22 protein-coding genes are annotated in these 22,105 nt (G+C 63.7%); 15 read left to right on the forward strand and 7 right to left on the reverse strand.

Annotated features, from left to right (window positions below):
- Positions 1–2: 2 nt before the first annotated feature.
- The 5 genes from ABIE40_RS14155 (at position 3) to ABIE40_RS14175 (ending at position 3,890) form a co-directional block, all read left to right on the forward strand.
- Positions 3–596 (forward strand): hypothetical protein, encoded by a 594-nt coding sequence (locus ABIE40_RS14155; protein WP_199627499.1) that lies wholly within the window; start codon positions 3–5, stop codon positions 594–596.
- Positions 589–1,374, forward strand: a complete 786-nt coding sequence (locus tag ABIE40_RS14160; RefSeq protein ID WP_112719063.1) for a class II aldolase/adducin family protein — start codon at positions 589–591, stop codon at positions 1,372–1,374. The genes ABIE40_RS14155 and ABIE40_RS14160 overlap by 8 nt, the downstream gene beginning before the upstream one ends.
- A gap of 34 nt (positions 1,375–1,408) precedes the next feature.
- The gene (locus tag ABIE40_RS14165; protein WP_354541032.1) at positions 1,409–1,660 is read left to right on the forward strand and encodes a hypothetical protein; all 252 of its coding nucleotides are present in this window, start codon (positions 1,409–1,411) and stop codon (positions 1,658–1,660) included.
- A complete protein-coding gene (locus ABIE40_RS14170; RefSeq protein WP_354541078.1) occupies positions 1,650–2,426 on the forward strand; it encodes an amidohydrolase family protein in 777 nt (258 codons plus the stop codon). Before ABIE40_RS14165 ends, ABIE40_RS14170 begins: the two co-directional genes overlap by 11 nt.
- A 93-nt stretch (positions 2,427–2,519) precedes the next feature.
- Positions 2,520–3,890, forward strand: coding sequence for an MFS transporter (locus ABIE40_RS14175; protein ID WP_199627782.1), 1,371 nt, complete (start codon positions 2,520–2,522; stop codon positions 3,888–3,890).
- A gap of 2 nt (positions 3,891–3,892) precedes the next feature.
- Here the strand turns inward: ABIE40_RS14175 and ABIE40_RS14180 are convergent, their stop codons facing one another.
- Positions 3,893–4,795, reverse strand: a complete 903-nt coding sequence (locus tag ABIE40_RS14180) for an AraC family transcriptional regulator (protein ID WP_199627503.1) — start codon at positions 4,793–4,795, stop codon at positions 3,893–3,895.
- Positions 4,796–4,884: 89 nt separating this feature from the next.
- On the opposite strand from ABIE40_RS14180, the gene ABIE40_RS14185 reads away from it, so the two are divergent.
- Positions 4,885–5,715, forward strand: a complete 831-nt coding sequence (locus ABIE40_RS14185; RefSeq protein WP_199627505.1) for an SDR family oxidoreductase — start codon at positions 4,885–4,887, stop codon at positions 5,713–5,715.
- 45 nt (positions 5,716–5,760) lie between these two features.
- On the opposite strand, the gene ABIE40_RS14190 is transcribed toward ABIE40_RS14185, so the two are convergent.
- The 3 genes from ABIE40_RS14190 to ABIE40_RS14200 all read right to left on the reverse strand — a co-directional run bounded on the left by ABIE40_RS14190 (position 5,761) and on the right by ABIE40_RS14200 (position 6,812).
- The gene (locus ABIE40_RS14190; RefSeq protein WP_199627507.1) at positions 5,761–6,189 is read right to left on the reverse strand and encodes an SRPBCC family protein; all 429 of its coding nucleotides are present in this window, start codon (positions 6,187–6,189) and stop codon (positions 5,761–5,763) included.
- A complete protein-coding gene (locus ABIE40_RS14195) occupies positions 6,182–6,517 on the reverse strand; it encodes an ArsR/SmtB family transcription factor (protein WP_112719059.1) in 336 nt (111 codons plus the stop codon). The genes ABIE40_RS14190 and ABIE40_RS14195 overlap by 8 nt, the downstream gene beginning before the upstream one ends.
- Positions 6,518–6,599: 82 nt before the next feature.
- Entirely contained in the window at positions 6,600–6,812 is a 213-nt protein-coding gene (locus ABIE40_RS14200; protein WP_199627509.1) for a DUF1127 domain-containing protein, read from the reverse strand.
- A gap of 93 nt (positions 6,813–6,905) precedes the next feature.
- Here ABIE40_RS14200 and ABIE40_RS14205 point away from each other — a divergent pair, with 93 nt between their 5' ends.
- Positions 6,906–7,781: a LysR family transcriptional regulator gene (locus ABIE40_RS14205; RefSeq protein ID WP_199627511.1), complete on the forward strand. Its 876-nt coding sequence runs from the start codon at positions 6,906–6,908 to the stop codon at positions 7,779–7,781.
- A 4-nt stretch (positions 7,782–7,785) separates the two neighbouring features.
- Here the strand turns inward: ABIE40_RS14205 and ABIE40_RS14210 are convergent, their stop codons facing one another.
- Positions 7,786–8,178, reverse strand: a complete 393-nt coding sequence (locus ABIE40_RS14210; RefSeq protein ID WP_130277671.1) for a hypothetical protein — start codon at positions 8,176–8,178, stop codon at positions 7,786–7,788.
- A gap of 215 nt (positions 8,179–8,393) precedes the next feature.
- On the opposite strand from ABIE40_RS14210, the gene ABIE40_RS14215 reads away from it, so the two are divergent.
- The 6 genes from ABIE40_RS14215 to ABIE40_RS14240 all read left to right on the forward strand — a co-directional run bounded on the left by ABIE40_RS14215 (position 8,394) and on the right by ABIE40_RS14240 (position 17,428).
- Positions 8,394–8,726, forward strand: a complete 333-nt coding sequence (locus ABIE40_RS14215; RefSeq protein ID WP_112719055.1) for a hypothetical protein — start codon at positions 8,394–8,396, stop codon at positions 8,724–8,726.
- A gap of 126 nt (positions 8,727–8,852) precedes the next feature.
- On the forward strand, positions 8,853–10,268 hold the full coding sequence (locus ABIE40_RS14220; protein ID WP_199627513.1) for an efflux transporter outer membrane subunit: 1,416 nt from the start codon (positions 8,853–8,855) through the stop codon (positions 10,266–10,268).
- A 531-nt stretch (positions 10,269–10,799) separates the two neighbouring features.
- On the forward strand, positions 10,800–12,092 hold the full coding sequence (locus ABIE40_RS14225; protein WP_354541033.1) for a polysaccharide biosynthesis/export family protein: 1,293 nt from the start codon (positions 10,800–10,802) through the stop codon (positions 12,090–12,092).
- A 20-nt stretch (positions 12,093–12,112) separates the two neighbouring features.
- The gene (locus ABIE40_RS14230; protein WP_354541034.1) at positions 12,113–15,340 is read left to right on the forward strand and encodes a glycosyltransferase; all 3,228 of its coding nucleotides are present in this window, start codon (positions 12,113–12,115) and stop codon (positions 15,338–15,340) included.
- A gap of 4 nt (positions 15,341–15,344) precedes the next feature.
- Positions 15,345–16,601, forward strand: a complete 1,257-nt coding sequence (locus tag ABIE40_RS14235; protein WP_199627515.1) for a glycosyltransferase family 4 protein — start codon at positions 15,345–15,347, stop codon at positions 16,599–16,601.
- A gap of 134 nt (positions 16,602–16,735) precedes the next feature.
- A complete protein-coding gene (locus ABIE40_RS14240) occupies positions 16,736–17,428 on the forward strand; it encodes a sugar transferase (protein ID WP_112711348.1) in 693 nt (230 codons plus the stop codon).
- Here ABIE40_RS14240 and ABIE40_RS14245 read toward each other — a convergent pair.
- Entirely contained in the window at positions 17,418–17,618 is a 201-nt protein-coding gene (locus ABIE40_RS14245) for a hypothetical protein (RefSeq protein ID WP_199627517.1), read from the reverse strand. The two genes, ABIE40_RS14240 and ABIE40_RS14245, sit on opposite strands and share 11 nt — an antisense overlap.
- A gap of 188 nt (positions 17,619–17,806) precedes the next feature.
- Here ABIE40_RS14245 and ABIE40_RS14250 point away from each other — a divergent pair, with 188 nt between their 5' ends.
- A complete protein-coding gene (locus ABIE40_RS14250; protein WP_112711350.1) occupies positions 17,807–19,324 on the forward strand; it encodes an oligosaccharide flippase family protein in 1,518 nt (505 codons plus the stop codon).
- A 30-nt stretch (positions 19,325–19,354) separates the two neighbouring features.
- Positions 19,355–20,173, forward strand: a complete 819-nt coding sequence (locus ABIE40_RS14255; protein ID WP_199627519.1) for a methyltransferase, TIGR04325 family — start codon at positions 19,355–19,357, stop codon at positions 20,171–20,173.
- 52 nt (positions 20,174–20,225) lie between these two features.
- Here ABIE40_RS14255 and ABIE40_RS14260 read toward each other — a convergent pair whose 3' ends face one another.
- On the reverse strand, positions 20,226–21,923 hold the full coding sequence (locus ABIE40_RS14260) for an FAD-dependent oxidoreductase (RefSeq protein WP_199627521.1): 1,698 nt from the start codon (positions 21,921–21,923) through the stop codon (positions 20,226–20,228).
- Positions 21,924–22,105: the final 182 nt, after the last annotated feature.

Genomic DNA, 22,105 nt, shown 5'->3' on the forward strand with positions numbered 1-22,105 from the left:
TCTTGTCGGGGAACACCTGGTATTCGGAGCTCGACGAGGACGTCGATTACAAGCTTCCCTCCGGCCTGAAGCTGCACAAGATCGGCGAGGACAAGTCGATCGAGCAGATGCTTGTCGACGGCGAGATCGACGCACTGCTGCATCCCGACCTGATCGCCCCCATCAAGAAGCGCGACCCGCGCGTCGGCCGCCTGTTCCCGGACTACAAGGCCGAAGAGATCGCCTATTACGAACGAACCGGCATCTTCCCGATCATGCATGTGATGGGCATCCGCCCTGAGATCGTCGAGCGTCACCCCTGGGTGCCGATCAATCTCTACATCGCCTTCGAAGAAGCGAAGCAGATCGCCATGAAGCGCATGGAAAACCCGCGCATCGTGCCGCTCGCCTGGTATCGCGAGGCCTGGGAAGAGCAGCAGGAGATCATGGGCGACGATCCCTGGGCCTACGGCCTCGACGGGCAGAACGCCAAAACGCTGGAAACGGTGATCGGCTATGCCCACCAACAGGGCCTGATCGACCGCAAGGTCACACCGTCCGAGCTCTTCCTCGACATATCGCAGGGCCGCAAGCGCGGCGACAAACATCGTGTGTAGCGCCTGCGACGGCAGCGGCGCCGCATTCGAACCGGCCTGGTCCGGCACCGGCATCCGGTGTGACAATTCCTCGGAGAACAAGACGATGCATGAAGACCTGAAGCAGCGGATGATCGAGGCTGGCCGCATTCTGGAAGCTGCCGGCCAGGGCGACTGGACGCGCGGTCACGTCTCGATCCGCGTCCCCGAGCAACCCGACCGCTTCTACATGAAGCCGTCGAAATTCGGCCTTGAGGAGATCACCCTCGACAACATCATCACCGTCGATCTCGACGGCGAGAAGGTGGACGGCGAGTTCGGCCGCCACAACGAGGTCTATATCCATTCCGAGGTGCTGCGCGCCCGGCCGGATCTGAACGCCGTCGTCCATACCCACGCGCCCTATGCCACTGCCTTCTCGGCGCTCGGCAAGCCGCTGCAGCCGGTCGGCCATCCGGGCTCGATCTTCGCCGAGGGCCTGCCGGTCTTTTCCGAAACCACGGAGCTGATCACCACCGCCGAGCGCGGCAAGGCGGTCGCCGCCTGTCTCGGCGAACATGGCGCCATGCTGTTGCAGAACCACGGCATCGTCACCGCCGCCCCCACCATCGAACAGGCGATCTATCTGGCGCTGTCGCTGGAGAATGCCTGCATGATGCAGCTGTGGGTCGAGGCTGCCGGCGGCGCCAAGGCGCTCGGTAAGCCCGAGGATATCAAGGCCAAGCGCAAGCACATGTTCCGCGACGAGATGTTCAAGGCGACCTTCGCCTATCTCGTCCGCCGGCTGAAGCGCGGCTGAGGCGGCCATACACATACGACTTAGGAGGAGTCCGATGTATTATATCGATGCGTTCAACCATTTCTTCCCGAAGGCGCTCTGGGATCGTATCCAGAAGCTTGACGGCGCCGGCAAGGATATCGGCCGCCGCATGCAGGGCGTGCCCTGCATCTACGATCTCGAAACCCGCTTCCGCGTCATGGACGAGTTTCCCGATTACCGGCAGATCATCTCGCTCGGCATGCCGCCGCTCGAAGCCATGGGCGGCCCGGGAACTCGCGACCGAATTTGCCCGGATCGCCAATGACGGCCAGGCCGAGCTCGTCGAGAAGTATCCCGAACGCTTCGCCGGCTTCGTCGCCGCCCTGCCGATGAACGCCCCTGAGGCCGCTGTTCGCGAAGCCGAGCGCGCCTTTACCGAACTCGGCGCCAACGGGCTGCAGATCCACACCAACGTCAACGGCGCGCCTCTCGACGAGGAACGCTTCTTCCCGATCTTCGAGGTCGCCGCCAAGCACAACAAGCCGGTGCTGCTGCATCCCTCCCGCAACGCCTCGATGACCGACTACGCCACCGAGGACAAGTCGAAATACGAGATCTGGTGGACCTTCGGCTGGCCCTATGAAACCAGCGCCGCCATGGCCCGCTTGGTCTTCTCAGGCTTCATGGACCGCCTGCCGGACCTGAAGGTTCTCGCCCACCACATGGGCGAGATGGTTCCCTATTTCGAAGGACGCGTCGGCCCGGGCTGGGACCAGCTCGGCAAGCGCACCACGGACGAGGACCTGACGCTGGTGCTGAAGCGCCTGAAGAAGCGCCCGCTCGACTATTTCAAGGACTTCTACGCCGATACCGCCGTCTTCGGCTCCAAGGCAGCAACGATCTGCGGCCTGGAGTTCTACGGTAGCGACCGCATCCTCTTCGCCTCGGATTCGCCCTTCGATCCGGAAAAGGGTCCGGGCTACATCCGCGACACGCTGAAGATCCTGAATTCGCTCGATCTTCCGAAGGAAGACATGGAAAAGATCTGCTTCCGCAATGCCGAGGCCCTGTTCGGGCTGAAGGGCAGATAACCCGCGAGAAGTTGAACTGGTGCGCGGCCGCAATGCGTCCTATAACGGCCGCGCATCATTTACCGGTCAATGCCCTTGCCTCGTCTCACGCCGATCATTCTTGCCATCGCGCTCTTCATGGAGCGGATGGATTCGACGATCATCGCCACCAGCCTGCCAGCGATCGCCGCCGATATCGGCACATCGCCGATCGCGCTGAAGCTGGCCGTCACCAGCTATCTCGTGGCGCTTGCCGTCTTCATTCCGATCAGCGGCTGGATGTCGGATCGTTTCGGGGCGCTGAATATCTTTCGCATCGCCATCGGCGTTTTCATGATCGGCTCGATCGGTTGCGCGTTTTCCGGTTCGATCGGCGCCTTCGTCTTCTGGCGGCTGGTGCAGGGCGCCGGCGGCTCGATGATGACGCCGGTCAGCCGCCTGCTTCTGGTGCGCGGCACGCCGAAACATCAGCTGGTCGATGCGCTGGCCTGGCTGACCATTCCCGCACTGGTCGGCCCGATCCTCGGCCCGCCTGTCGGCGGCTTCTTCACAACCTATCTCAGCTGGCACTGGATCTTCTGGATCAACGTGCCGATCGGCATTGCCGGCATCATCCTCGTCACCCGGCTATTGCCGCCGGTCGAGCCGCGTGAGCCGAAGCCGCTCGATTTCACCGGCTTCTTCCTCTCCGGCATCGGCTTCAGCGCCTTCGTCTTCGGCATCTCGGTCGTCAGCCTGCCGGCGCTGCCGATGTATTACGGCTATACGACGATCGCCATCGGCATGCTGATGGGGATCGCCTATCTCTGGCATGCCAAGCGCACCGAGCATCCGCTGCTCGATCCGCGCATGTTCCGCTATCCGATCTTCCGCGCCTCGATCGTCGGCGCCTCGAATTTCCGCATGGGGCTCGGTGCCCTTCCCTTCCTGATGCCGCTGATGCTGCAGCTCGGCTTCGGCCTGACGCCGTTCCAGTCGGGCATGGTGACCTTCATCACCGCCGTGGGATCGCTGAGCTCGAAATTCGGCGCGGCGCGCACCTTCGCGCTATTCGGCTTCCGCCGAATCCTGATCGTCACCACCTTCATCTCCGCCGTGCTGCTCGGCATCAACGCCCTGTTCCATCCGGGAACGCCGATCTGGGTGATCATGGCCTGCCTGCTCGTCGGCGGCATTCTCCGCTCGATGGCCTTCTCCGGCATCAGCGCTATGTCCTTCGGCGATGTCGACGAGGCCGATACCGGCCAGGCAACGGCGATCAATGCGGTCGCCCAGCGCGTCTCGATGGCCATGGGCGTCGCCGTTGCCGGTGCCTCGCTCGATATCACCAGCAGCATGCATGGCGGCGGACTGCTGCTGTCGGATTTCCACATCGCCTTTGCCGTCGTCGGCCTGGTCTCTGCCTCCAGCGTCATCACCTTCTGGCGTCTGCCGCCGCAGGCCGGTGACGATCTCGTCAGCCGCCGCACACGGCACGCCGACTGATCTCAGCGCCCCGCGGAGCGCCCGAACTCGCGCGGCGAACAGCCATTGTGCCGGCGGAAGGCGGTGCTGAAGGCGCTCGCCGAATCATAGCCGATATCACCGGCCAGCCGGTCGAGGCTGATATCGCCGCGGCTCAGCGCATCGCGGGCAAGCGCCATGCGCCACTGCGCCAGGTAGTCGATCGGCGTCGCACCCAGCGCTTCGGCGAAGCGGGCGGCAAAGGCTGAACGCGACATGCCCGCAAGCTTCGCCAGCCCCTCGACCGTCCAGCGCTCCCGCACATCCGCATGCATCGCCCGCAAGGCGCGGGCAAGCGACGGATCGCGCATCGACCGCAGCATGCCTGACGGCATCGTCTCGCCGTTCATCCCGCCCCAGCGCAGCGCCTCCACCAGCATCACCTCCAGCAGCCGCTCGACAACCGGCTCCCGCCCCGGCCGGTCCTCGACGCTCTCTTCGATGATCAGGGCGACGATCCGCTTCAGCCGGTCCGCCTCGCCCTCATTGGCGCGGATGTGGATGATCCCCGGCAGAAGCGCGAGCAGCAGCGCCGCATTGACCGGCTCGATCCGGAAGCCGCCGCCGAGCATGCGAAAATCCGGTTCGCCCTCAACCTCGCCATGCCGCACCGGCTGATCCGTCGGCTCGCGCAGAATGCGCTCGGCCCTGGGATCGCTGAACAGCGCAAAGGCCGGCGTCGATGGAATGAGAATGAAATCGCCCGCCGAAAGCCTGACCGGCTCGCCATCCTCGAACTGCAGAAAGCAGCCGCCTTCCAGCACGATGGCAAATCCCGGTGCGTCATAGGCATTGTAGCGCGCGCCCCAGGCGCCACGCCCGGTGATCGGCTTGGAGACGGCGGCATGCGGACGAAGCAGGCCGATGAGGTCGCTGAAGGGATCCATATTGGACGATCAATAACGTGTCATGGATTTCTGATTATAGATCGTCCGAGCGACTTGTCTATGCTCCCCACCAGCGAAAGGAGCTACGCATGCCCAGGACAATCATGATCACCGGATCTTCGACCGGATACGGAAAAGCCGCCGCGGAATTCTTCCTCGACAAGGGATGGAACGTGCTGGCCACGATGCGGCGGCCGGAGAGCGCCACATTCAAGGATACGACGGGGCGGCTGAAGCTCGTGCCGCTGGATATCACCGACGCCGCAAGCATCAGCGCGGCAATCGCCTCCGGCATCGAAGCCTTCGGCGCGATCGACGTCTTCGTCAACAATGCCGGGATCGGCCTCGCCTCGGCCTTTGAGGCGACGCCTGACAGCATGACGCGCGAAATCTTCGAGACCAACAGCTTCGGCGTCTTCGCCGCCTGCCAGGCGATCATCCCGGTGATGCGCAGACAGGGCGGCGGCGTCATTATCAACGTCACCTCCAGCGCCGGCATCGGCGCCATGCCGATGGTCGCCGTCTACTGTGCCAGCAAATGGGCGGTCGAAGGCTTCACGGAATCGCTCGCCTACGAGCTCGAACCCTTCGGCATCAAGGCGCGGCTCGTCGAGCCCGGCTATGCCCCGACCACAAGCTTCACCGCCAATAGCGGCGACCGCATGAACGGTCTTATCCCTGAAGACTATGCCGCCTATGCGCAGGCCTATTTCGGGAAGATGGCGAATTACCCGACGCCCTATTGCACCGAGAAGGAAGTGGCCGAAGCGATCTTCGCCGCCGCGACCGACGATACCGGCCAACTGCGCTATCCCGCCGGTCCCGACACAAAGATGGTCGCCGCTCTGCGCTGGACGACATCGGACGCCCAGTACACCGAGACGATGCGCAAGACCTTCAGCCCGCAGGGTGGACAGTAAAGAAAGCACGGCCGCCGCGCGTTATCGGCGCGGCGGCCGTGAGCATCAGGCGATGATGCCCTGGAGATTGTCGAGGATGGCATTCCAGCCGCCGCGGTGGCCGTCGCGGGCTTCCTCGCTGCGGAACTTCACCTGCTTCAGCGTGATATCCGTCGTGTTCGCATCGACCTCGGCGAGATCGATGGTGACGACGCTGTCGTCGAGCGAGTAAGGCGACTCCCAGGTGAAGGCGAGCCGCGCATGCGGATCGATCTCCAGATAGGTGCCGCCATGCGGGATCTCGCGCTCGGCCGTCTTCATCACGATCGAAAAGCGGCCGCCCTTGACGGCATCGGTCGACACTTTCGAGACATCGGTCGCGCCGCTCGGCGTGCGCATGAAGCGCGCCAGCGTTTCCGGCGAAAGCCAGGCATTGAAGACCGTCTGGCGCGGTGCTGCGATCCTGCGGTTGATGGTCAGTTCCAGTTCACTCATGTCCGTCATCCCTTGAAACGAGAATTGTCTCCAGCGCCGCAAGGCGCAGGTCCCAGATGGACTTCAGTTGCCCGAACCAGCTCTCAGTCAGCCTCAGCGGTTCAAGCTCCGCGGCAATCAGATGCTCGCGGCCCAGAGTCCGGCGGGTTACAAGTCCCGCCTCCTCCAAGACCTTGATATGCTTGGAGACGGCATTCAGGGACATGTCGAAATGAGCGGCAAGCGAAGTCACTCTCAGCGCTCCCTCCTGAACAAGGAGCGTAAGGATCTGCCGCCGCGTGGTATCGCCCGCGGCCTTCAGAATACGTGACAGTGCGTCGTCGTCCATTTATTCACCCGTATGGTTGAATATACAAAATTCGAATCGATAGTCAACCATATGGATGAATGTTTTCGCGGGAGGCAAGAGCTCAGCGCCAGAACCAGGACTTGGCGACCTCCGCCCGCGCCGCCTCTCTGGTCATGCCGATATCGCGTAGTTCGTCGGCCGTGAGTTCGGACAGTGAATTGCGCGTCCGCCTGCGCTCCATCCACCCACGGCAGGCGATGATCAGCGCCGCAAGCCGCAGCCTTGGCTTCTTCTGCTCCCAACTCCCGGCGATGTCTTCGATCTCTGTGGCCATGCCGCTCTCCTGTTGTCTGTGGAGGCAACATGCGCTGGCGAGGAAACGAAAAGAAGCTTATGCTTCTGATGCAATCCATAAGGAATTCTTCTGATGCTGAACCTGGAACAGCTCGCCGCATTCGTCAGCGTCGTCGAACTCGGCAGCTTCACTGCCGCCGCCGACCGCGCCGGCATCACCCAGCCGGCCGTCAGCCTGCAGATCAAGCTTCTGGAACAGCGGCTCGGCGTGCGCCTGATCGAACGCGCCGGACGCCGCGCCCAGCCCTCGCCCGCCGGTGCCGAGCTCCTCCCCCATGCCCGCCGCATCATCGGCGAATGCGCCGCGACGCTGGAGGCGATGGCGCCTTATAAGGAAGGGGCGGCCGGGCGCGTCAGGATCGGCAGCGGCGGCACCGCCTCGATCCACCTGTTGCCACGCGCCATCGCCGCCGCCAAGAAGCGGATGTCCGGCCTGGAGATCACTGTGAAGATCGGCAATACCGACGAGATCCTACGCGACATCGAGGCCAACGCGCTCGATCTCGCCGTCGTCACCCTCCCCGCCTCCGGCCGATCGCTGGAAGTCGAGCCCTTCTACGAAGACGAGCTGCTCGCGGTCGCGCCGCGCGGCAGTGACATGCCCGAAAGCGGCCCGGATGCGGCTTTCCTGCAGCAGAAGGTGATGATGCTTTATGACGGCGGCAACACCCGCGAGACGACGGATGGCTGGTTTGCCGCTGCGGGACTGAAGGCGGAACCGGTGATGGAATTCGGCAGCGTCGAGGCGATCAAGGAACTGGTGGCAGCCGGGCTCGGCTGGTCGATCCTGCCGTCGCTGGCGCTGCGCCGCGACCGCGCCGGCTATCTCGCGACATCCCCGGTCAAGCCGCGCCTCGTGCGCCAGCTCGGCATCGTCATGCGCCGCGACAAGCATCTGACCCGCGGCCTGCGCGAAGTCGTCAAATGCCTGCGTGAGTTCAAGGCCTGAGGGCCTATTTCTCCGCTTTCGAGAGAACCAGCGGCACAACGGCCGCCAGGATCGCTGCAACCGGTGCGTTACGCAGCATGCGGCCGAACACAAAGGTTCCGGCCATCGCCCCGGCAAGCTTCAGCCACGGATAATCGCCGAGCTGGTCATGAGCGCTGCGATCGGCCCATTCCAGATTGGCACGCACCACGGTGCCCGCCTGCTCCTTGATGACGGCCAGCCGGGCACGCAGAACTTCGAGCTCGTATTGCAGGTTCTGCAGGTCGGCTTCCAGCGCCTCCTCGTCGGGATTGTCGCGAATGAAATCGTCGGCCATCGCCTCGGCTTCCATCTCGGCCATATGCGCCTGCAGGTCTTCCTCGCTCGCCTGAGCCCCCGGCCGTGATCTGTCTGCCATATGCGCCTCCTGTCTTTCCGGCCGTCACGCACGGCCGCTCAAGCTCGAAACTCGCGGCAGCGCCGAAAGTTTCGCCCTTTCTCCCGAAGACGGTGAATTCCGTCGGAATTACCCCGCATGCGGGGCCGTGGCCGCCGTTTTGCTGAAGCTTGCGCGCCATTTCTAATCCTAATTGGCAGGTTGCTATGGCAAACCCCCGCTGCCGTTATAGGAACATGAGGTTTGTTCTTGTCTATATCGCCGCGTGTGTGGCTGTCAGTCTTGTAACGGGGATCGTCATCTATCCGATCTTCGAACCGGCGTCGGAACCGGCCGAAAAGCCGTCGATCCGCATTGCCCGGCTGGAGGAGCCGAAGAGCACGCAGAAGACCTCCCGCCTTCGCGCTCCCTGCACGGCACCGACGGAATGCGATGCCAATGCCGCCTCCGCCAACCTCGCCGATATGCTCGCCACCCGCTTCGCACCGGCCGGCGCCAATGCCGAAACGCCGCTGCAGACGCTGCGCCCGCAGCCGCCGCTGGCCCAACATGAGGAGAATGCGCTCTAGTGCCGCCGGAGGGCCTCGGCACGCCGTCAATCCTCTGTTAACCATAATTAGGCATCGTCGATATAACCACGGAGAGGGCCGTTGATACGTCAGACGATAATCGCGCGAGTTGCAGCATGCCTCGCCATGTCAGTTGCACTTGCCGGCTGCGTAAGCGGCCCGGATCATGTACCGCCGGAAATGCCGCTTCCTGCGAAGTTTGGCGAAGGCGGGGTCAAGAGCAATGGTGATGTTGCGACCGCCCAGTGGTGGACGGCCTACCGCGATCAGCAGCTGAATTCGCTGGTCTCCCAGGGTATCGGCCAGAACCTCGACGTGCTGCAGGCCCTCGAGCGTATCAACTCCGCCGAAGCTCAGGTCACCGTTGCCGGTGCAGGCGCCCTGCCGAGCCTCGTCGTCGGTGCATCCCAGACCGTCAGCGGCCAGATGGGCAACCTGCGCAACCAGCATGGCGCCACCAACACCACCGCCGGCGAAGCCAATGTCTCCTGGCTGCTCGACCTCTTCGGCGAATACCGCCGCTCGAAGGAAAGCGCGCTCGCATCGCTGGATTCGGCCTACGCCACCGCCGATGTCGCCAAGCTCACCTTCCTCCAGGATCTGGTCAACAGCTACATCGACGCCCGCTACTACCAGGAGCGCATCGAACTCTCCAAGGGTGATCTGAAGTCTCGCCGCGAGACCTTCGATCTCACCAAGTTCCAGCTCGAAGCCGGTGCCGCCTCGCGCCTCGACGTCGTCCAGGCCGAAGGTCTGGTCCAGGCGACCCAGGCCGAAATCCCCGGCCTCGAAACCAGCTTCCGCGTTTCTGCTCACCACATCGCCACCCTGCTCGGCCTGCCGGCATCGTCGCTGATGGCTGAACTGCAGAAGGGCTCGCGCCAGCCGGTCTTCCGTGGCGGCCTGCAGGCCGGCATTCCGGCTGACCTGATCCGCAACCGTCCCGACATCCGCAAGGCCGAACGCGATCTCGCCGCCGCCACCGCCAATATCGGCGTTGCCGAGGCACAGCTCTATCCGTCGATCTCGCTGTCGGGTTCGATCTCGCCCTCCTACGTCCGCCCGGTTGGCGGCAATGGCGGCCTGACCACGTGGTCCTTCGGTCCGACGCTGAACCTGCCGATCTTCGACGGCGGCCGTCTGCGCGCCAATGTCGATATCACCAAGTCGGATGCCAAGGCTGCCTATCTCGCCTGGAAGTCGGCTGTTCTGAGCGCCGTCGAGCAGGTCGAGAACGCGCTGTCGGCCGTTCGCCGCGATGCCCAGACGGTGGAAGCCCTGCGCGCCCAGGTCAAGACGACCCAGGAATCGCTTGAGCTCTCGACCGCCAGCTACAAGGACGGCGCCTCCTCGCTGCTCGACGTTCTCGACTCGCAGCGCAACGTCTCGACCGCCCAGGCAAGCCTTGCCGCTGCTGTCCAGCAGATGGCCAAGGACTATGTCTCGCTCAACGTCGCCATCGGCGGTGGCTATGCACCCGCAGGGGCCAAACCCTCCTCCGAAGCCAAGGCCGATACGGTCGCCGCCACCAAGGGCAGCTGAACCCTCCGAACCACCGCTCGCAGCGCCGATTCATCGGCCGCTGTGGCGGTTTTGCCTTAGCCCAAAGGGATTAATTGATTTCGCTCGCTGATATGGCATCCTGCTGATGGGATCGGGGACAGTAGCGAGTAGAACCAATTCCAAATGCGGCAGCTAATACTCGCGGACTACATCCCGCGACCTGGCTCCTTGCGGAAGGGCTCGCTTCGGAACACGGAGCGAGCCCGGTTTCGTTGCCACGCAAGGAGAGTGGCTGGCGCGGCCCCTGCCCGCGCCGCCTCCAAGGCCGAACCAGCCCCTCCCCATCCCGATAAGCCGAAATGATCATCACTGGTCTCATCACGCACGCCCTCATGTGCGCGCGAGCTACCGCATGCGGCCAAAAGGACTAACTGCACCTACCGCCTCCAGGGGATTTTACTCGCCACCGTTTCGTCTGATCATCCCTGACACTATGCCCGGCGGCCGTCCGCCAGGCCATGCGAACCGTGAGGCCGTAACATGACGATAGGCGCAAAGGGGCGCGGAACCTTGTCCGCGAGGGTTGTGGGCGCCACCCTGCTACTGTGTTCCGCAGCAATGCCGGCGGCAGCGCTCGCCGGCGCTGCTTACCAGGTCCGCCCGGAAACCCACCTCAAGGTCAGCGTCGTCGAATGGGTCGCGGCCACCGGCGACTACAAGGAATGGACGGCGCTGAACGGCGAGTTCACCGTCACGCCGGCCGGCAACATCTTCATCCCGATGATCGGCCAGCTGAACGTCGAGGACAAGACCGTCGACGAGATCTCGCAGCTGATCGGCACCAACCTGAAGCGCATCACCGGCCTTGCCACCGCGCCGACCGCCTCGGTCGAAGTGGTCAAATATCCGATGATCTATGTCAGCGGCTCAGTGGAGCGCGCCGGCGAATTCGAGTTCCGCCCGGGCCTCACCGTCAAGCAGGCAATGGCGCTCGCCGGCGGCAAGGAACGCCGCAGCAGCCCGCAGGGCGAATATTCCGATGCCGAGCAGATCCGCTATGCCGGCGATCTCGGCCGCCTGGAACTGCAGCTGAAGCAGCAGATGGCCAAGCGCGCCCGCCTGATGGCCGAGTTTTCCGGCAAGGACGCAATCGAATTCCCGCCGGAGATCGCCGCAGCCAGTCAGGATCCGATCATCGGCCAGATCATCCAGAGCGAGACGGCGCTGTTTACCGCCCGCGCCGATGCGTTGAACCGGGCGCTGCAATCGGCAAGCGAGCTCGAAACGCTGCTGACCAGCGAAATCAGCGTGCTCGACGAGAAGATGGCGACGCAGGACCGCCAGGTCACCATCGCCCAGGACGAACTGACCGACATTTCCAAGCTCGTCGACACCAAGATCCTGACGACCTCGCGCAAGACCTCGCTGGAGCGCACGGTCGCCGAAATGCAGGGCAGCAAGCTCGACCTCGTCGTCGCCTCAATGCAGGCCAAGCAGAAGCTCAGCGAAACCAAGCGCGATGCCGAAACCCTGAAGAGCCAGCGCACAACGGAAGCCGGCCAGGAGCTGCAGGCGACCGAAGCCGATATCGAAGATACCAAGCTGAAACGCACCACGACGCTGCAGCTGCTGCAGATCGCCGGTGCATCCGTCTCCCGCTACCAGAGCCTGAAAGCCGTCGACCTGCAGCCGCTGGAATTCTGGCTGACGCGCAGCGCGGCCGACATTCCGACGACGAGCGAAGTCGCCGAAACCGAAGAACTCCAGCCCGGCGACGTTCTGGACGTTCGCTACAACGTGTCATCCAGCCTCCAGGGGACGGTCGTTTCCGCCCTCGAGCCTGAACAAAAACAAACGCCTTAGGGAGCTCAGCGAGGATAGACATGGTCATTCAAGAGATCGGCAAAATCGTTCCCGGCAACCATCATGGTTTCGATGAGGCGCAGCGCGAATATATTTCCTTCCGCGATATCTGGCGGTTCCTGAAACGCCATGCCTCCCGCCTGGCGATCTGCACCGCGATCGGCGTTGTCGCCGGCGGGCTCTATATCTTCAGCACCGAGCCGATGTTCTCGGCAACGACCCGCCTCGTCATGGACCCGGAACAGGGCCGCATCGCCTCGCAGGACGCCTTCAGCGGCACGATCATCATCGAAGCCGCCGAAATCGCCAGCCAGGTGGAAATCGTCAAGTCGGAATCGATCGCCCGCGACGTCATCGCCAAGCTGAAACTCGACCACGACCCTGAAATCATCGGCGGCACCTCCTGGCGCGGCGCGATCACGCAGGGGATCAAGGAGATCATCCACGGCTTCCGCAAGCCCGAGGCAGCGCCGGAATCGGCCACCGAGACGCCCGAGGAAGCGCTGATGCGCCGGACCATGGCGTCCTTCCTGTCGCGCGTCACCGTCACGCGCGTCGGCCAGTCCTACATTCTCGAAATCGGCTACAGCTCGACCGACCCTGAAAAGGCCGCCCGCGTCGCCAATGCGATCGCCGATGCCTATATCCGCTCCGGCCTTGCCGAGCGTGCCGCCGCCGCGCAGAGCGGCGCCAAGTGGCTGGAAAGCCGCCTGATCGAGGTCGGCCGCAAGGCCCGCGAGACCGCCATGCAGGCCGAGGAATTCCGCGCCAAGAACGGCATCATGGAGATCAACGCCACTTCCTCGCTCGACCAGCAGCAGCTGTCCGAAATCAGCACCCAGGAACTCGCCGCCCGCACCCAGACGGCGGCCGAGGCCGCCAAATACGACGCCATCTCCCGCCTGAAGAGCGGCGAGGCGCCGGATACGACGGTGCAGGAAGCGGTCAACAATCCGCGCATCCAGAAGCTCCAGGAAGACCTGAGCATCTCGGTGTCGAAGCTCAACAACCTGATGAGCCGCTACGACGCCGGCAATCCCGCCGTCGTCGCCGCGCAGGACGAGGTCGCCGGTCTGAAGAAGGCGATCGACGACGAATATTCGCGCATCCAGTCGCTCTATGCGACCAATCTCGAAGTTGCCAAGGGCCGCGAGCAGCTGTTGAAGAACCAGCTGGATACGCTGACCGCCGCCGGGACCGACAAGAACCTCGCCCGCGTCGAACTGACCGAAATGGAAAGCCAGGCGACCACCTACCGCCGGATCTATGAAACCATCCTGCAGCAGGTGACCGGCGCCATCCAGCGCCAGTCCTTCCCGATCGGCAACGCCCGTATCGTCACGGCCGCAACCGCACCGCTTTCGAAGAACTGGCCGAAGCCGAGCCTGATCATTCCGCTGACCGGCATGCTCGGCCTCGCCGGCGGCCTCGGCATGGCGCTGTTCAGCGATGGCTACCGCCGGCGCCTCAATGTCGTCGGCCGCCTGCGCAACGAGCTCGGCATCAATTCGCTTGGCACCATCCCGCTGATCTCCCGCGAGGGCGATCTTGCCGCTGCGGTCTCGCCTGTTGCGATCGACGTCGCCTATCGCCGCGTCCTCGACGCACCCTACTCGCGCTTCACCGAGGCGTTGCGCAGCATCCGCGGATCGATCGACGCCGCCTTCCGCTCCAACAACTCGACGGTCATCGGCATCACCTCGATCGCCCCGAACACCGGCAAGACGACGCTCGCCGTCAACCTTGCCCAGGTCTACAAGCATGAAGGCAGCAACGTCGTTCTCGTCGATGCCGATTTCATCAGCGCCCGGCTGAGCGCGATCGCCGCCGATAGCGGCCAGTCTTTCGGCCTTAAGGTGCTTGGCCCCGACTACGCCGCGCCGCGCAAGGGCAATCGCCCCAATGCCGAGGCCGAACCGGTAACGGATGGCGAAGGCGCGCTGTCGACCGTCATCGTCCCCGATATCCTGCGCACCGCCGGTCCGCACCAGCGTTTCGGCCACCTGATGGCGCTGCGCCAGGAAATCGAGGCGCTGCGCCGCAAGTTCAAGATCGTCATCGTCGACATGTCGCCCTTCGAGGGTTCGGCCGATACGCGCCAGATCTGCAGCTTCATGGACGGTGTCCTGCTGGTGCTCGGCAACGGCAATCCGATGACCGCCGAGCGCATCCAGAATGCGCTGGCCGAATTCGCCACCAGCCGCATCAACCTGCTCGGCATCGTGACGACACAGCTCGGACCGGAGAAGACCAAGCCGGTCACCGGCCGCCACCGCTTGCTGAAGCCGGCACCGCCATCGGCGCCGAGCCGCACCGTCTCGTCGGTGCCGGCGATCATCAGCCGCGCCACGACCTCGCCGCTGAAGATGACGATCGGCATCGCCAGCTCCGGCCGCCGCGACATCCTCTCGGCGATCCTGCCGCAGATCTCCAAGCAGACGCGCCAGCCCGATGAAGTCATCGTCTGCGTCACCTCGACCAGCGATATCGATCAGGTGTCGCTCGCCTCGCTTGCCTGCCCTGTCCGGATCATCATTTCCGAGCGTGGCCTCTGCCGCCAGCGCAACGAGATCGTCGCCAATGCCGACGATGCCGACGTCATCCTCTTCCTCGACGACGATTTCATCATGGTGCCGAATTATGTCGAGCGGCTGGAATCGATCTTCCAGACCAACCCCGATGTCGCCATGTGCACCGGCAAGGTCCTGGCAGACGGCATCATCGGCCCCGGCATCTCGGTGCATGACGGCCTTAAGCTCGTCAGCGATCGCGCCCGCCAGGCGTCCAACCTGCCGATGACCATCAGCCCGATCTACAATGCCTATGGCTGCAACATGGCGATCCGCATGTCGGCCGTCAGCGCTGGCCAGATTCGCTTCGACGAGAACCTGCCGGCTTATGGCTGGCTTGAGGATGTCGATTTCAGCCGCCGCATCGCCGAATATGGCGGCGTCGTCTCGGCCGATTGCCTCGAAGGCGTGCATCTCGGCGTCAAGGTCGCCCGCACCGCCGGTATGAAGCTCGGCTACTCGCAGATCGCCAATCCGATCTATCTGATGCGCAAGCAGACGATGGGCACCCGCTACGGCGCCGTCCAGATCGGCCGCAATCTCGCCGCCAACGTCGCCAAGTGCCTGCGTCCGGAACCCTGGGTCGACCGCCGCGGCCGCCTGAAGGGCAACATGATCGCGCTCTTCGACCTGGTGCGCGGCAGACTTACCCCGCGGCGTATCGAGAGTATGGATTGACCGGATGCGACACCACCAGCCCGATCGCGTCGTCATCATCAACGATCGTTCAGAGCGGGTTGGCGGCGCATCCAACCTCGCCGTTCTCTCCGCCGAACTGATCCGCGAACGCGGCATTCCGGTGACCTATTTCGCCGGCGACACCATTGGCGCCGGCATCGGCACCGCCGAGATGGTCGGCGTCGGCGGCCAGCCGCTGGTCAACCAGGGCAAGCTGACCGCAACGATCGGCGGCCTCTACAATCAGGCAGCCTATGACAGCCTGCGCACGGTCATCGCCCGCACGGATTCGCCCGGCACGATCTATCATGTCCATGGCTGGTCGAAGATCCTGTCGCCGTCGATCTTCCGGGCGCTGTGGCGCGTCCGGTCCCGCGTCGTCCTGCATGCGCACGACTATTTCCTCTCTTGCCCGAATGGCGGCTATGCCAATTATCAGAGCCACCGGGTCTGCAATCTGACGCCGATGTCGGCGCGCTGCCTGACGACGCAATGCGACAAGCGCGGCTATCACGAAAAGGTCTGGCGCTCGACGCGCCATCTGATCCGCGAGCACTTCTTCCCGACGCGCTATACGCCCGCCAATATCGTCATCGTGCACCAGCACATGCATGAATATTTCACCCGCGCCGGCATCAATGCCGAATATATCCGCACCATCCGCAATCCGGTGGAGCCCTTCCTGCAGGCGCCGCCGAGCCCGGCGGCCAACAAGCCGTTCTTCTTCATCGGAAGACTGGAACCCGAAAAGGGTTTCGAGGATGCCGCCAAGGCGGCGCGGCTTGCCAATGTTCCGCTGCACGTCATCGGCGACGGCGCCGGGCGCGCCGTCCTCGAGCGCGATTATCCCGAAGTCGTCCTGCATGGCTGGAAGAACAAGGACGAGATCGCCGCACTCGTCACCGCCGCGCGCTGCATCGTCATCTCCTCGCGCGTACCGGAGCCTTTCGGCCTCGCAGCCGTCGAGGCGGTCGCGAGCGGCATTCCGGTGATCATCCCGCAGGCGGCCCTGCTTGCCCGCGAGATCGCCGAGCTCGGCTGCGGCCTGCCCTTCGAGAACGGCAATATAGCGGCGCTGGCCGCCGCCATGACCAGGCTTGCCGGCGACGACGCCATGGTTCGCGCAATGAGCGAGAATTGCCTGCGCCAGCGCAGCAGCATGGCGCATACCTCGCTCTCCTGGGCGGAAGCGCTTTTCGAGCTCTACGACGAAATCCTCGAACGCGCCCACCCCGGTCAACAAGCTGCACTTGCTGGGTAATTCGGCCCGGCAGGGCAACGATTGGACGCTCCGGCTTACCTCTATCTGACTAGCCGACTACCCTCTGGATGAATTGTAAATGGCTGGATGCGCTGGCAACCTCACGATGGGTTCAAGGGTAAATGGGGTTTGACATGTTATCTGCTTTCGACGGCTTTGCCCGCGGCGATCAGGCCACGCCGGAGACCCGCGTCGTTGCTGCCGGCTACCGGCTGAAGCGCACACTCGACATTCTGCTTGCCGGTGGCGGCTTGCTGTTTCTCGCGCCGGCCCTGATCCTGATCGTCATCGCATTGCTCATCGTCGACGGCCGCCCGATTTCCTTCAGCCATACCCGCGTCGGCCGCTATGGCCGCCCATTCCGCTGCCTGAAATTCCGCTCCATGCGCACCGATGCCGCCGAGCGGCTGGCCGAAATCCTGGCGACCGATCCGGTGCGCCGCGCCGAGTGGCAGGAAACCCAGAAGCTGATGAACGACCCGCGTGTCCACTGGCTCGGCAAGCTGCTGCGAATGACCAGCGCCGACGAGCTGCCGCAGCTGATCAACGTGCTGCGCGGCGAGATGAGCCTTGTCGGCCCGCGCCCGATCATCGCCGAAGAAATCGAGCGCTACGGCGCCAATGCGCATGTCTACCTGTCGATGACGCCGGGGCTTACCGGCATGTGGCAGGTCAACCGCCGTCAGGACACGTCATACGAGGAACGCGTCCAGTACGATCTCGACTATTATCGCACCTGTTCCTTCACCACGGATATCGGCATTCTCTGGAAGACGGTGGGTGTCGTGTTTTTCGCTCAGAACGAGAAAGAGCGGCTCACCAAATGAAAATGGCGGCGAGAACGACCCAGAAGGCGAGGCAGAGAAGCGCCAAGCCCCAACGGAGTTTGTATTTCAGGAACGACGGCCGGGTATCCGGCGCCTGGTGCGCGGAAGCGGCCTTTTCGGACAGATCACCGAAGCTGGCTGCGTTCTGCGCATATGCAGAATTTCGTGCCGCCTTTGACTCTGTGACCATGACATTGTCTCCCTACCGTCTCGGCAGCCGACTCAGTACAAGCTCTCCGTCCTGCCGGAAATCGCATACCGCGCCGGCCTTGTCCAACGATTGTTTCCGCGTTGGCAGCCGCCGTGGCATGTCATCCAAGCTTTCCCTAATAACACCGCAGCCGCCTCCTGGTTCAATTTCTGCCGAGGTTTGCTGAGATGATTGGGGAGGAAGACAGCAACAACCGGCCGGAAAAGCCCGGAAAATCAAAGCGGATCAAGATGCCCGCCTTTGTCGGTGCCGGTCTGTGGACGCTGACGGCAAAGATCGTCTCGCAGGTCGCACAGCTGCTCGCCTTCCTGATCGCCGCCCGCGTTCTGGAGTCGGCGCAATTCGGCTTCTATGCCTATAGTTCCGCCATCGCCATTCTGCTCGTGCTCTGCGCCGAGGGCGGCTGGGGCGAATATGTGATGAAGTCGCATTGCACCGGCGACGAGCTCGACCAGATCGGCACGATTGCCGTCATCTCCGGCCTGCTCTGCACCGGCGTCGGCTTCGCGCTGTCGATCATCCTGCATTATTGGGGCGATCCCTGGCTCGGTGTGCTGATCGCGCTCTATAGCTGCTGGTTCCTGCCCTCCTCGCTCTCGGTCGTCTATGACGGGCTGCTCGTCAATCGCGGCCAGCTGAAGCAGCAGTCGATCATCCGCATCATCGCCGAATGTCTCGGCCTCGCCGTCACCATCGCCGGCCTGCATGTCGGCTTCCATGTCGCCTCGCTGATCGTCGGCCGCCTGGTGATGCAGACCGCCTGCCTGATCGGATCGCAGATCGTCGTGCGCTGGTATCCGCGCGTCCATCTGACCCGCGCCTTCCTGTTGGAAATTCTCGAGTTCTCGCGCCACATCCTGTCGAACCGCATCATCTTCTATCTGCGCTCCTATTCGGGCACGCTGGCGCTCGGCAGCTTCCTCGGCCTTGCGGAAGCCGGTTACTACCGCGCCGCCGAACGCATCGTCGGCGCCATATCGGAGCTGCTCGGCGAACCGGCGCGCATGCTCGCCTGGACCGCCTTCCGCAAGATCCGCAACCAGCAGAACGACGCGCTGCGCTTCGAGGAGCTCGGTCGGACAGCCACGCATTTCATGACGGCGCTGATGATCGTCTCGGCCCCCGTCTATATCGGCCTGGCGCTGGTCTCGCCCGCCCTCGTCGATATCGCGCTCGGCGATGCCTGGGCGCCGACGGCAGCACTCGTCTCGATCCTCGCGATCAAGCAGGTTCTGCTGATCCCGGGCTATGTCACCGAGCCGCTGCTGTCGATCACCGGAAACATTGCCCGCATGCCGCGGCTGATGCTGCTGAACGGCGTCGTCGCCATCGGCCTGATCGTCGCCGCAGCGCCCTTCGGCGTCGAGGCCGCCGCCTTCGGCCAGTGCGTCGCGGCTCTCATCAGCCTGAAGATTTCCACGCATCTGCAGGGCCGTTACGGCGGCCTCGACTGGAAGCGCGTGTTCAGCGATTGCGGCTACGTATTCGTCGCGATCCTTGCGATGTCGGCCATCGTCTATGCCTTCGGCTATATCGGCGAAGCCACGGCGATGACCCGCATCGAGATGATCGCTTTTCAGGTGCTCTCAGGCGCCGTCACATACTTTGCAGCACTGGGGGTGATGCATCGTATCCATGGCGGCGTCGTTCCGATCTGGGAGGTGAAAGACCATCCGAAAAGCTAATGCCTATTCATCAACACCGGGGGAAAGCCGATGACGACTGTAACGCTGAAAGGCCGCACATCGACTTTGCGTGACGCAAGACGGCGTGCTGAGAAATTCGTGGTACCACTGCAGGCCCTGAGCGGGCGCCTGCGCTATTTTCTTCCCATCCCGCGCCGCTTCACCGGCGCCTATTCAAGCTATCAGGAAGCGCTTGCCGCAGCCAAAAACGGCGCCCTTGCGGGCTACGATCACGATGAGATCGCGCCCGTAGCCTTCGAGCAGATGTGCCGCCTCGCCGCCTGGGATTATCCCGTCCTCTTCTGGATGCGCGACCTCGTGCGCGAGACCGGCAGTCTCGTCGATGCCGGCGGCCACATGGGCACCAAATATCGCGCCTTTCGCTCGCATCTGCCGCTCGGCGAGGATTTCCGCTGGGTGGTCTACGACCTGCCGGCCATCGTCCGCGCCGGCCAGAAGCTCGCCGACAAGGACCAGCTGACCCGGCTCTCCTTCGTCGACAGGATGGCCGATGCCGGACCGACGCCGCTCTTCCTCGGCTCGGGCCTGATGCAGTATCTCGACGTGCCGCTCGGCAAGCTGATCGGCGAGATGCCGGAAGCGCCGAAGCATATCCTTCTGAACAAGGTCGCCCTGCGCAAGGGACCGACCGTCGTGACGCTGGAACAGATCGGCCGCGCCAGGGTACCCTACCAGATCCGCAACGAAGCCGAGTTCCTGCAGCACGTCACCGGCCTCGGATACGAGCTCGTCGACCGCTGGGCGATCCCCTCGCTCTCGACACGGATCGACACCCATCCGGAACTCGGCAGAACCGAAAGCGCCGGCTTCTACTTCCGCAAGATTTGACTGAGTAAGTGGTGAGAACTGAGCCCGCCATCGCAAGATGGCGGGTGCTTTTTTAGCTCACCTGCCGCGAGGGCTGCGAGCCCGGCAGCGGACGCCGCTCTTCGGCGAGACGCTCCTGCAGGTGGTCGGCAAGCCGCATCGACAGCGCCACCAGCATCAGCGTCGGGTTCGCATGCCCGGCCGTCGGAAACACCGAGCTTCCGGCCACATAGACCCCCTCGACCCCATGAACCATCGAATTGCCATCGACGACACTGGTCGCGGCATCGCTGCCCATGCGCGTCGTGCAGGAGGGGTGCGCCATGTCCATGAAGGCAGCAGCCGACGGGTCGCCGGCGGCGATCCAGTCTGCGAGCTCCGGCTCCGGCAGACCGAGGCGGCGGAACTCGGCCGACATCGTCTGTGCCAGCCTTGCGATGCTTTCGATCTCCGTCTCGCCGATCTTCCAGTTGACGCGGGCGATCGGCTTGCCGAAGCGGTCGAGCTTCTCCGACAGCGTCACCCGGCTCTCCGGATCCAATTGCTGCTCGGCCATCACGTCGAAGCGCAGCTCCGCCGAGCGATGCGGCAGGCCACGCAGCTTGACGAGGCGCTGATAGGCACCGGAGGTCAGCATGCCCGGTGAACCGAGCACCGTCATGAGATCGCTGATCGCTCTCTTGCCCCCGCCCTTCGCCAGACGCTTCAGCGCCGCCCAGGGATCGTCGGCCGCATGGATCTGCACAGGATAGGCGGCGCAATTGGTAAGCCCCTCGCGCGCCTGGATCATCGGGCTGAGCGACAAGCCGCGCAGATAGAAATGCGGCGCTCCGTCATGCTTCAGACCGTAGAAATTGAAGTGCCGGGCGACGGCATCGATATCGCTGCTCTTGCGGAATCGCATCAGCGTCGTGCGCGGATGATCGGCGAGATAGCGCCCGACCGTACCGCGCGCATTGCCGAGACCGGCTGAGGACATCGAGTTGGAGGCGAGCAGCAGCCGGGCATTCTCGACGCCGCCGCAGCAGAGCACCACCATCTTCGTCCTGACCGTCGCCATATTGCCCTCGGGGCTGGCAACCGAGAGCGAATGATGTCCGCGCTGCTCGGCGCGGATCTCCGTCACATTGGCATTGGTGAGGAATTTCGTCCCTGATAGCGCCAGGCTGCGCGCCACATTGGCAAAGCGCATCGGCTCGCCGCGCTTCTGCCGCTCATGGCTGAACTGCCAGAAGAAATAGCGCAGCGTCCGGTCGTCGAAATTGAGCTTCTCGGGCACGGTCCTCAGCAGCGCATGCAGCCCGGCGTCATAGACGTTCGGGCCGAGATTGAGGAGCTCGGCGGCACGGTCGAGATGCGGCAGCAGCTCGCTGCGCTCGAACGGCCAGCCGGAGAGCCTGAGCCAGGGCCTGAGCGCGAAATCCATCTCGTCGAAAGCCGCGCATTTGCCGACCCACGTATGTGTGCTGCCGCCGAGCATGCGGTTGCGCAGCTCGAAGGCCGGGATGTCGTTCAGCCAGGAAAGGCTGCCATTGTAGCCGCGTCCCTCAGGTGCCCGCCGCTCGCCGGAAGGCTCGCCGGTATTCTCGACCGCGTTCAGAACCTGCGGTCCCGGCTCGTAGGAAAGGCCGCCGCTGTCGAGCACGAGGACATCGGCCTTGCGCGACAATTCGCGCGCGATGGTCAGTCCCGCAGGGCCGGCGCCGATGATTGCGACATCCGCCTGCAGCAGCGTGTGGACAGGCATGGATCTGAGGTCGAGAATGCTCAAAGCCTTTTCCCCTTCAATATCTTGCCTTCCTTGATAGCAAGACTGCAGACGCGGCTAAATCGTCCAATGAGGTCCAGCCGATTAGATCGCCTACCGACTTCGGATAGTCCGCCACCCCACACCGCCCTCACCTAAGCCGGAAGGATATGCTGAACGGCCCGACGCTCCGTTTTAAGGTTCGA

The sequence above is a fragment of the Rhizobium sp. OAE497 genome (assembly GCF_040546565.1).
GTDB lineage: Bacteria > Pseudomonadota > Alphaproteobacteria > Rhizobiales > Rhizobiaceae > Rhizobium.

Bases quoted from the DNA above. Each gene is read 5' to 3' on its own strand.
- ABIE40_RS14165 (WP_354541032.1), top strand. From the start codon at position 1,409: ATGTATTATATCGATGCGTTCAACCATTTCTTCCCGAAGGCGCTCTGG.
- ABIE40_RS14180 (WP_199627503.1), bottom strand. From the start codon at position 4,795: ATGGATCCCTTCAGCGACCTCATCGGCCTGCTTCGTCCGCATGCCGCC.
- ABIE40_RS14185 (WP_199627505.1), top strand. From the start codon at position 4,885: ATGCCCAGGACAATCATGATCACCGGATCTTCGACCGGATACGGAAAA.
- ABIE40_RS14190 (WP_199627507.1), bottom strand. From the start codon at position 6,189: ATGAGTGAACTGGAACTGACCATCAACCGCAGGATCGCAGCACCGCGC.
- ABIE40_RS14195 (WP_112719059.1), bottom strand. From the start codon at position 6,517: ATGGACGACGACGCACTGTCACGTATTCTGAAGGCCGCGGGCGATACC.
- ABIE40_RS14200 (WP_199627509.1), bottom strand. From the start codon at position 6,812: ATGGCCACAGAGATCGAAGACATCGCCGGGAGTTGGGAGCAGAAGAAG.
- ABIE40_RS14205 (WP_199627511.1), top strand. From the start codon at position 6,906: ATGCTGAACCTGGAACAGCTCGCCGCATTCGTCAGCGTCGTCGAACTC.
- ABIE40_RS14210 (WP_130277671.1), bottom strand. From the start codon at position 8,178: ATGGCAGACAGATCACGGCCGGGGGCTCAGGCGAGCGAGGAAGACCTG.
- ABIE40_RS14215 (WP_112719055.1), top strand. From the start codon at position 8,394: ATGAGGTTTGTTCTTGTCTATATCGCCGCGTGTGTGGCTGTCAGTCTT.
- ABIE40_RS14220 (WP_199627513.1), top strand. From the start codon at position 8,853: ATGTCAGTTGCACTTGCCGGCTGCGTAAGCGGCCCGGATCATGTACCG.
- ABIE40_RS14230 (WP_354541034.1), top strand. From the start codon at position 12,113: ATGGTCATTCAAGAGATCGGCAAAATCGTTCCCGGCAACCATCATGGT.
- ABIE40_RS14235 (WP_199627515.1), top strand. From the start codon at position 15,345: ATGCGACACCACCAGCCCGATCGCGTCGTCATCATCAACGATCGTTCA.
- ABIE40_RS14240 (WP_112711348.1), top strand. From the start codon at position 16,736: ATGTTATCTGCTTTCGACGGCTTTGCCCGCGGCGATCAGGCCACGCCG.
- ABIE40_RS14245 (WP_199627517.1), bottom strand. From the start codon at position 17,618: ATGGTCACAGAGTCAAAGGCGGCACGAAATTCTGCATATGCGCAGAAC.
- ABIE40_RS14250 (WP_112711350.1), top strand. From the start codon at position 17,807: ATGATTGGGGAGGAAGACAGCAACAACCGGCCGGAAAAGCCCGGAAAA.
- ABIE40_RS14255 (WP_199627519.1), top strand. From the start codon at position 19,355: ATGACGACTGTAACGCTGAAAGGCCGCACATCGACTTTGCGTGACGCA.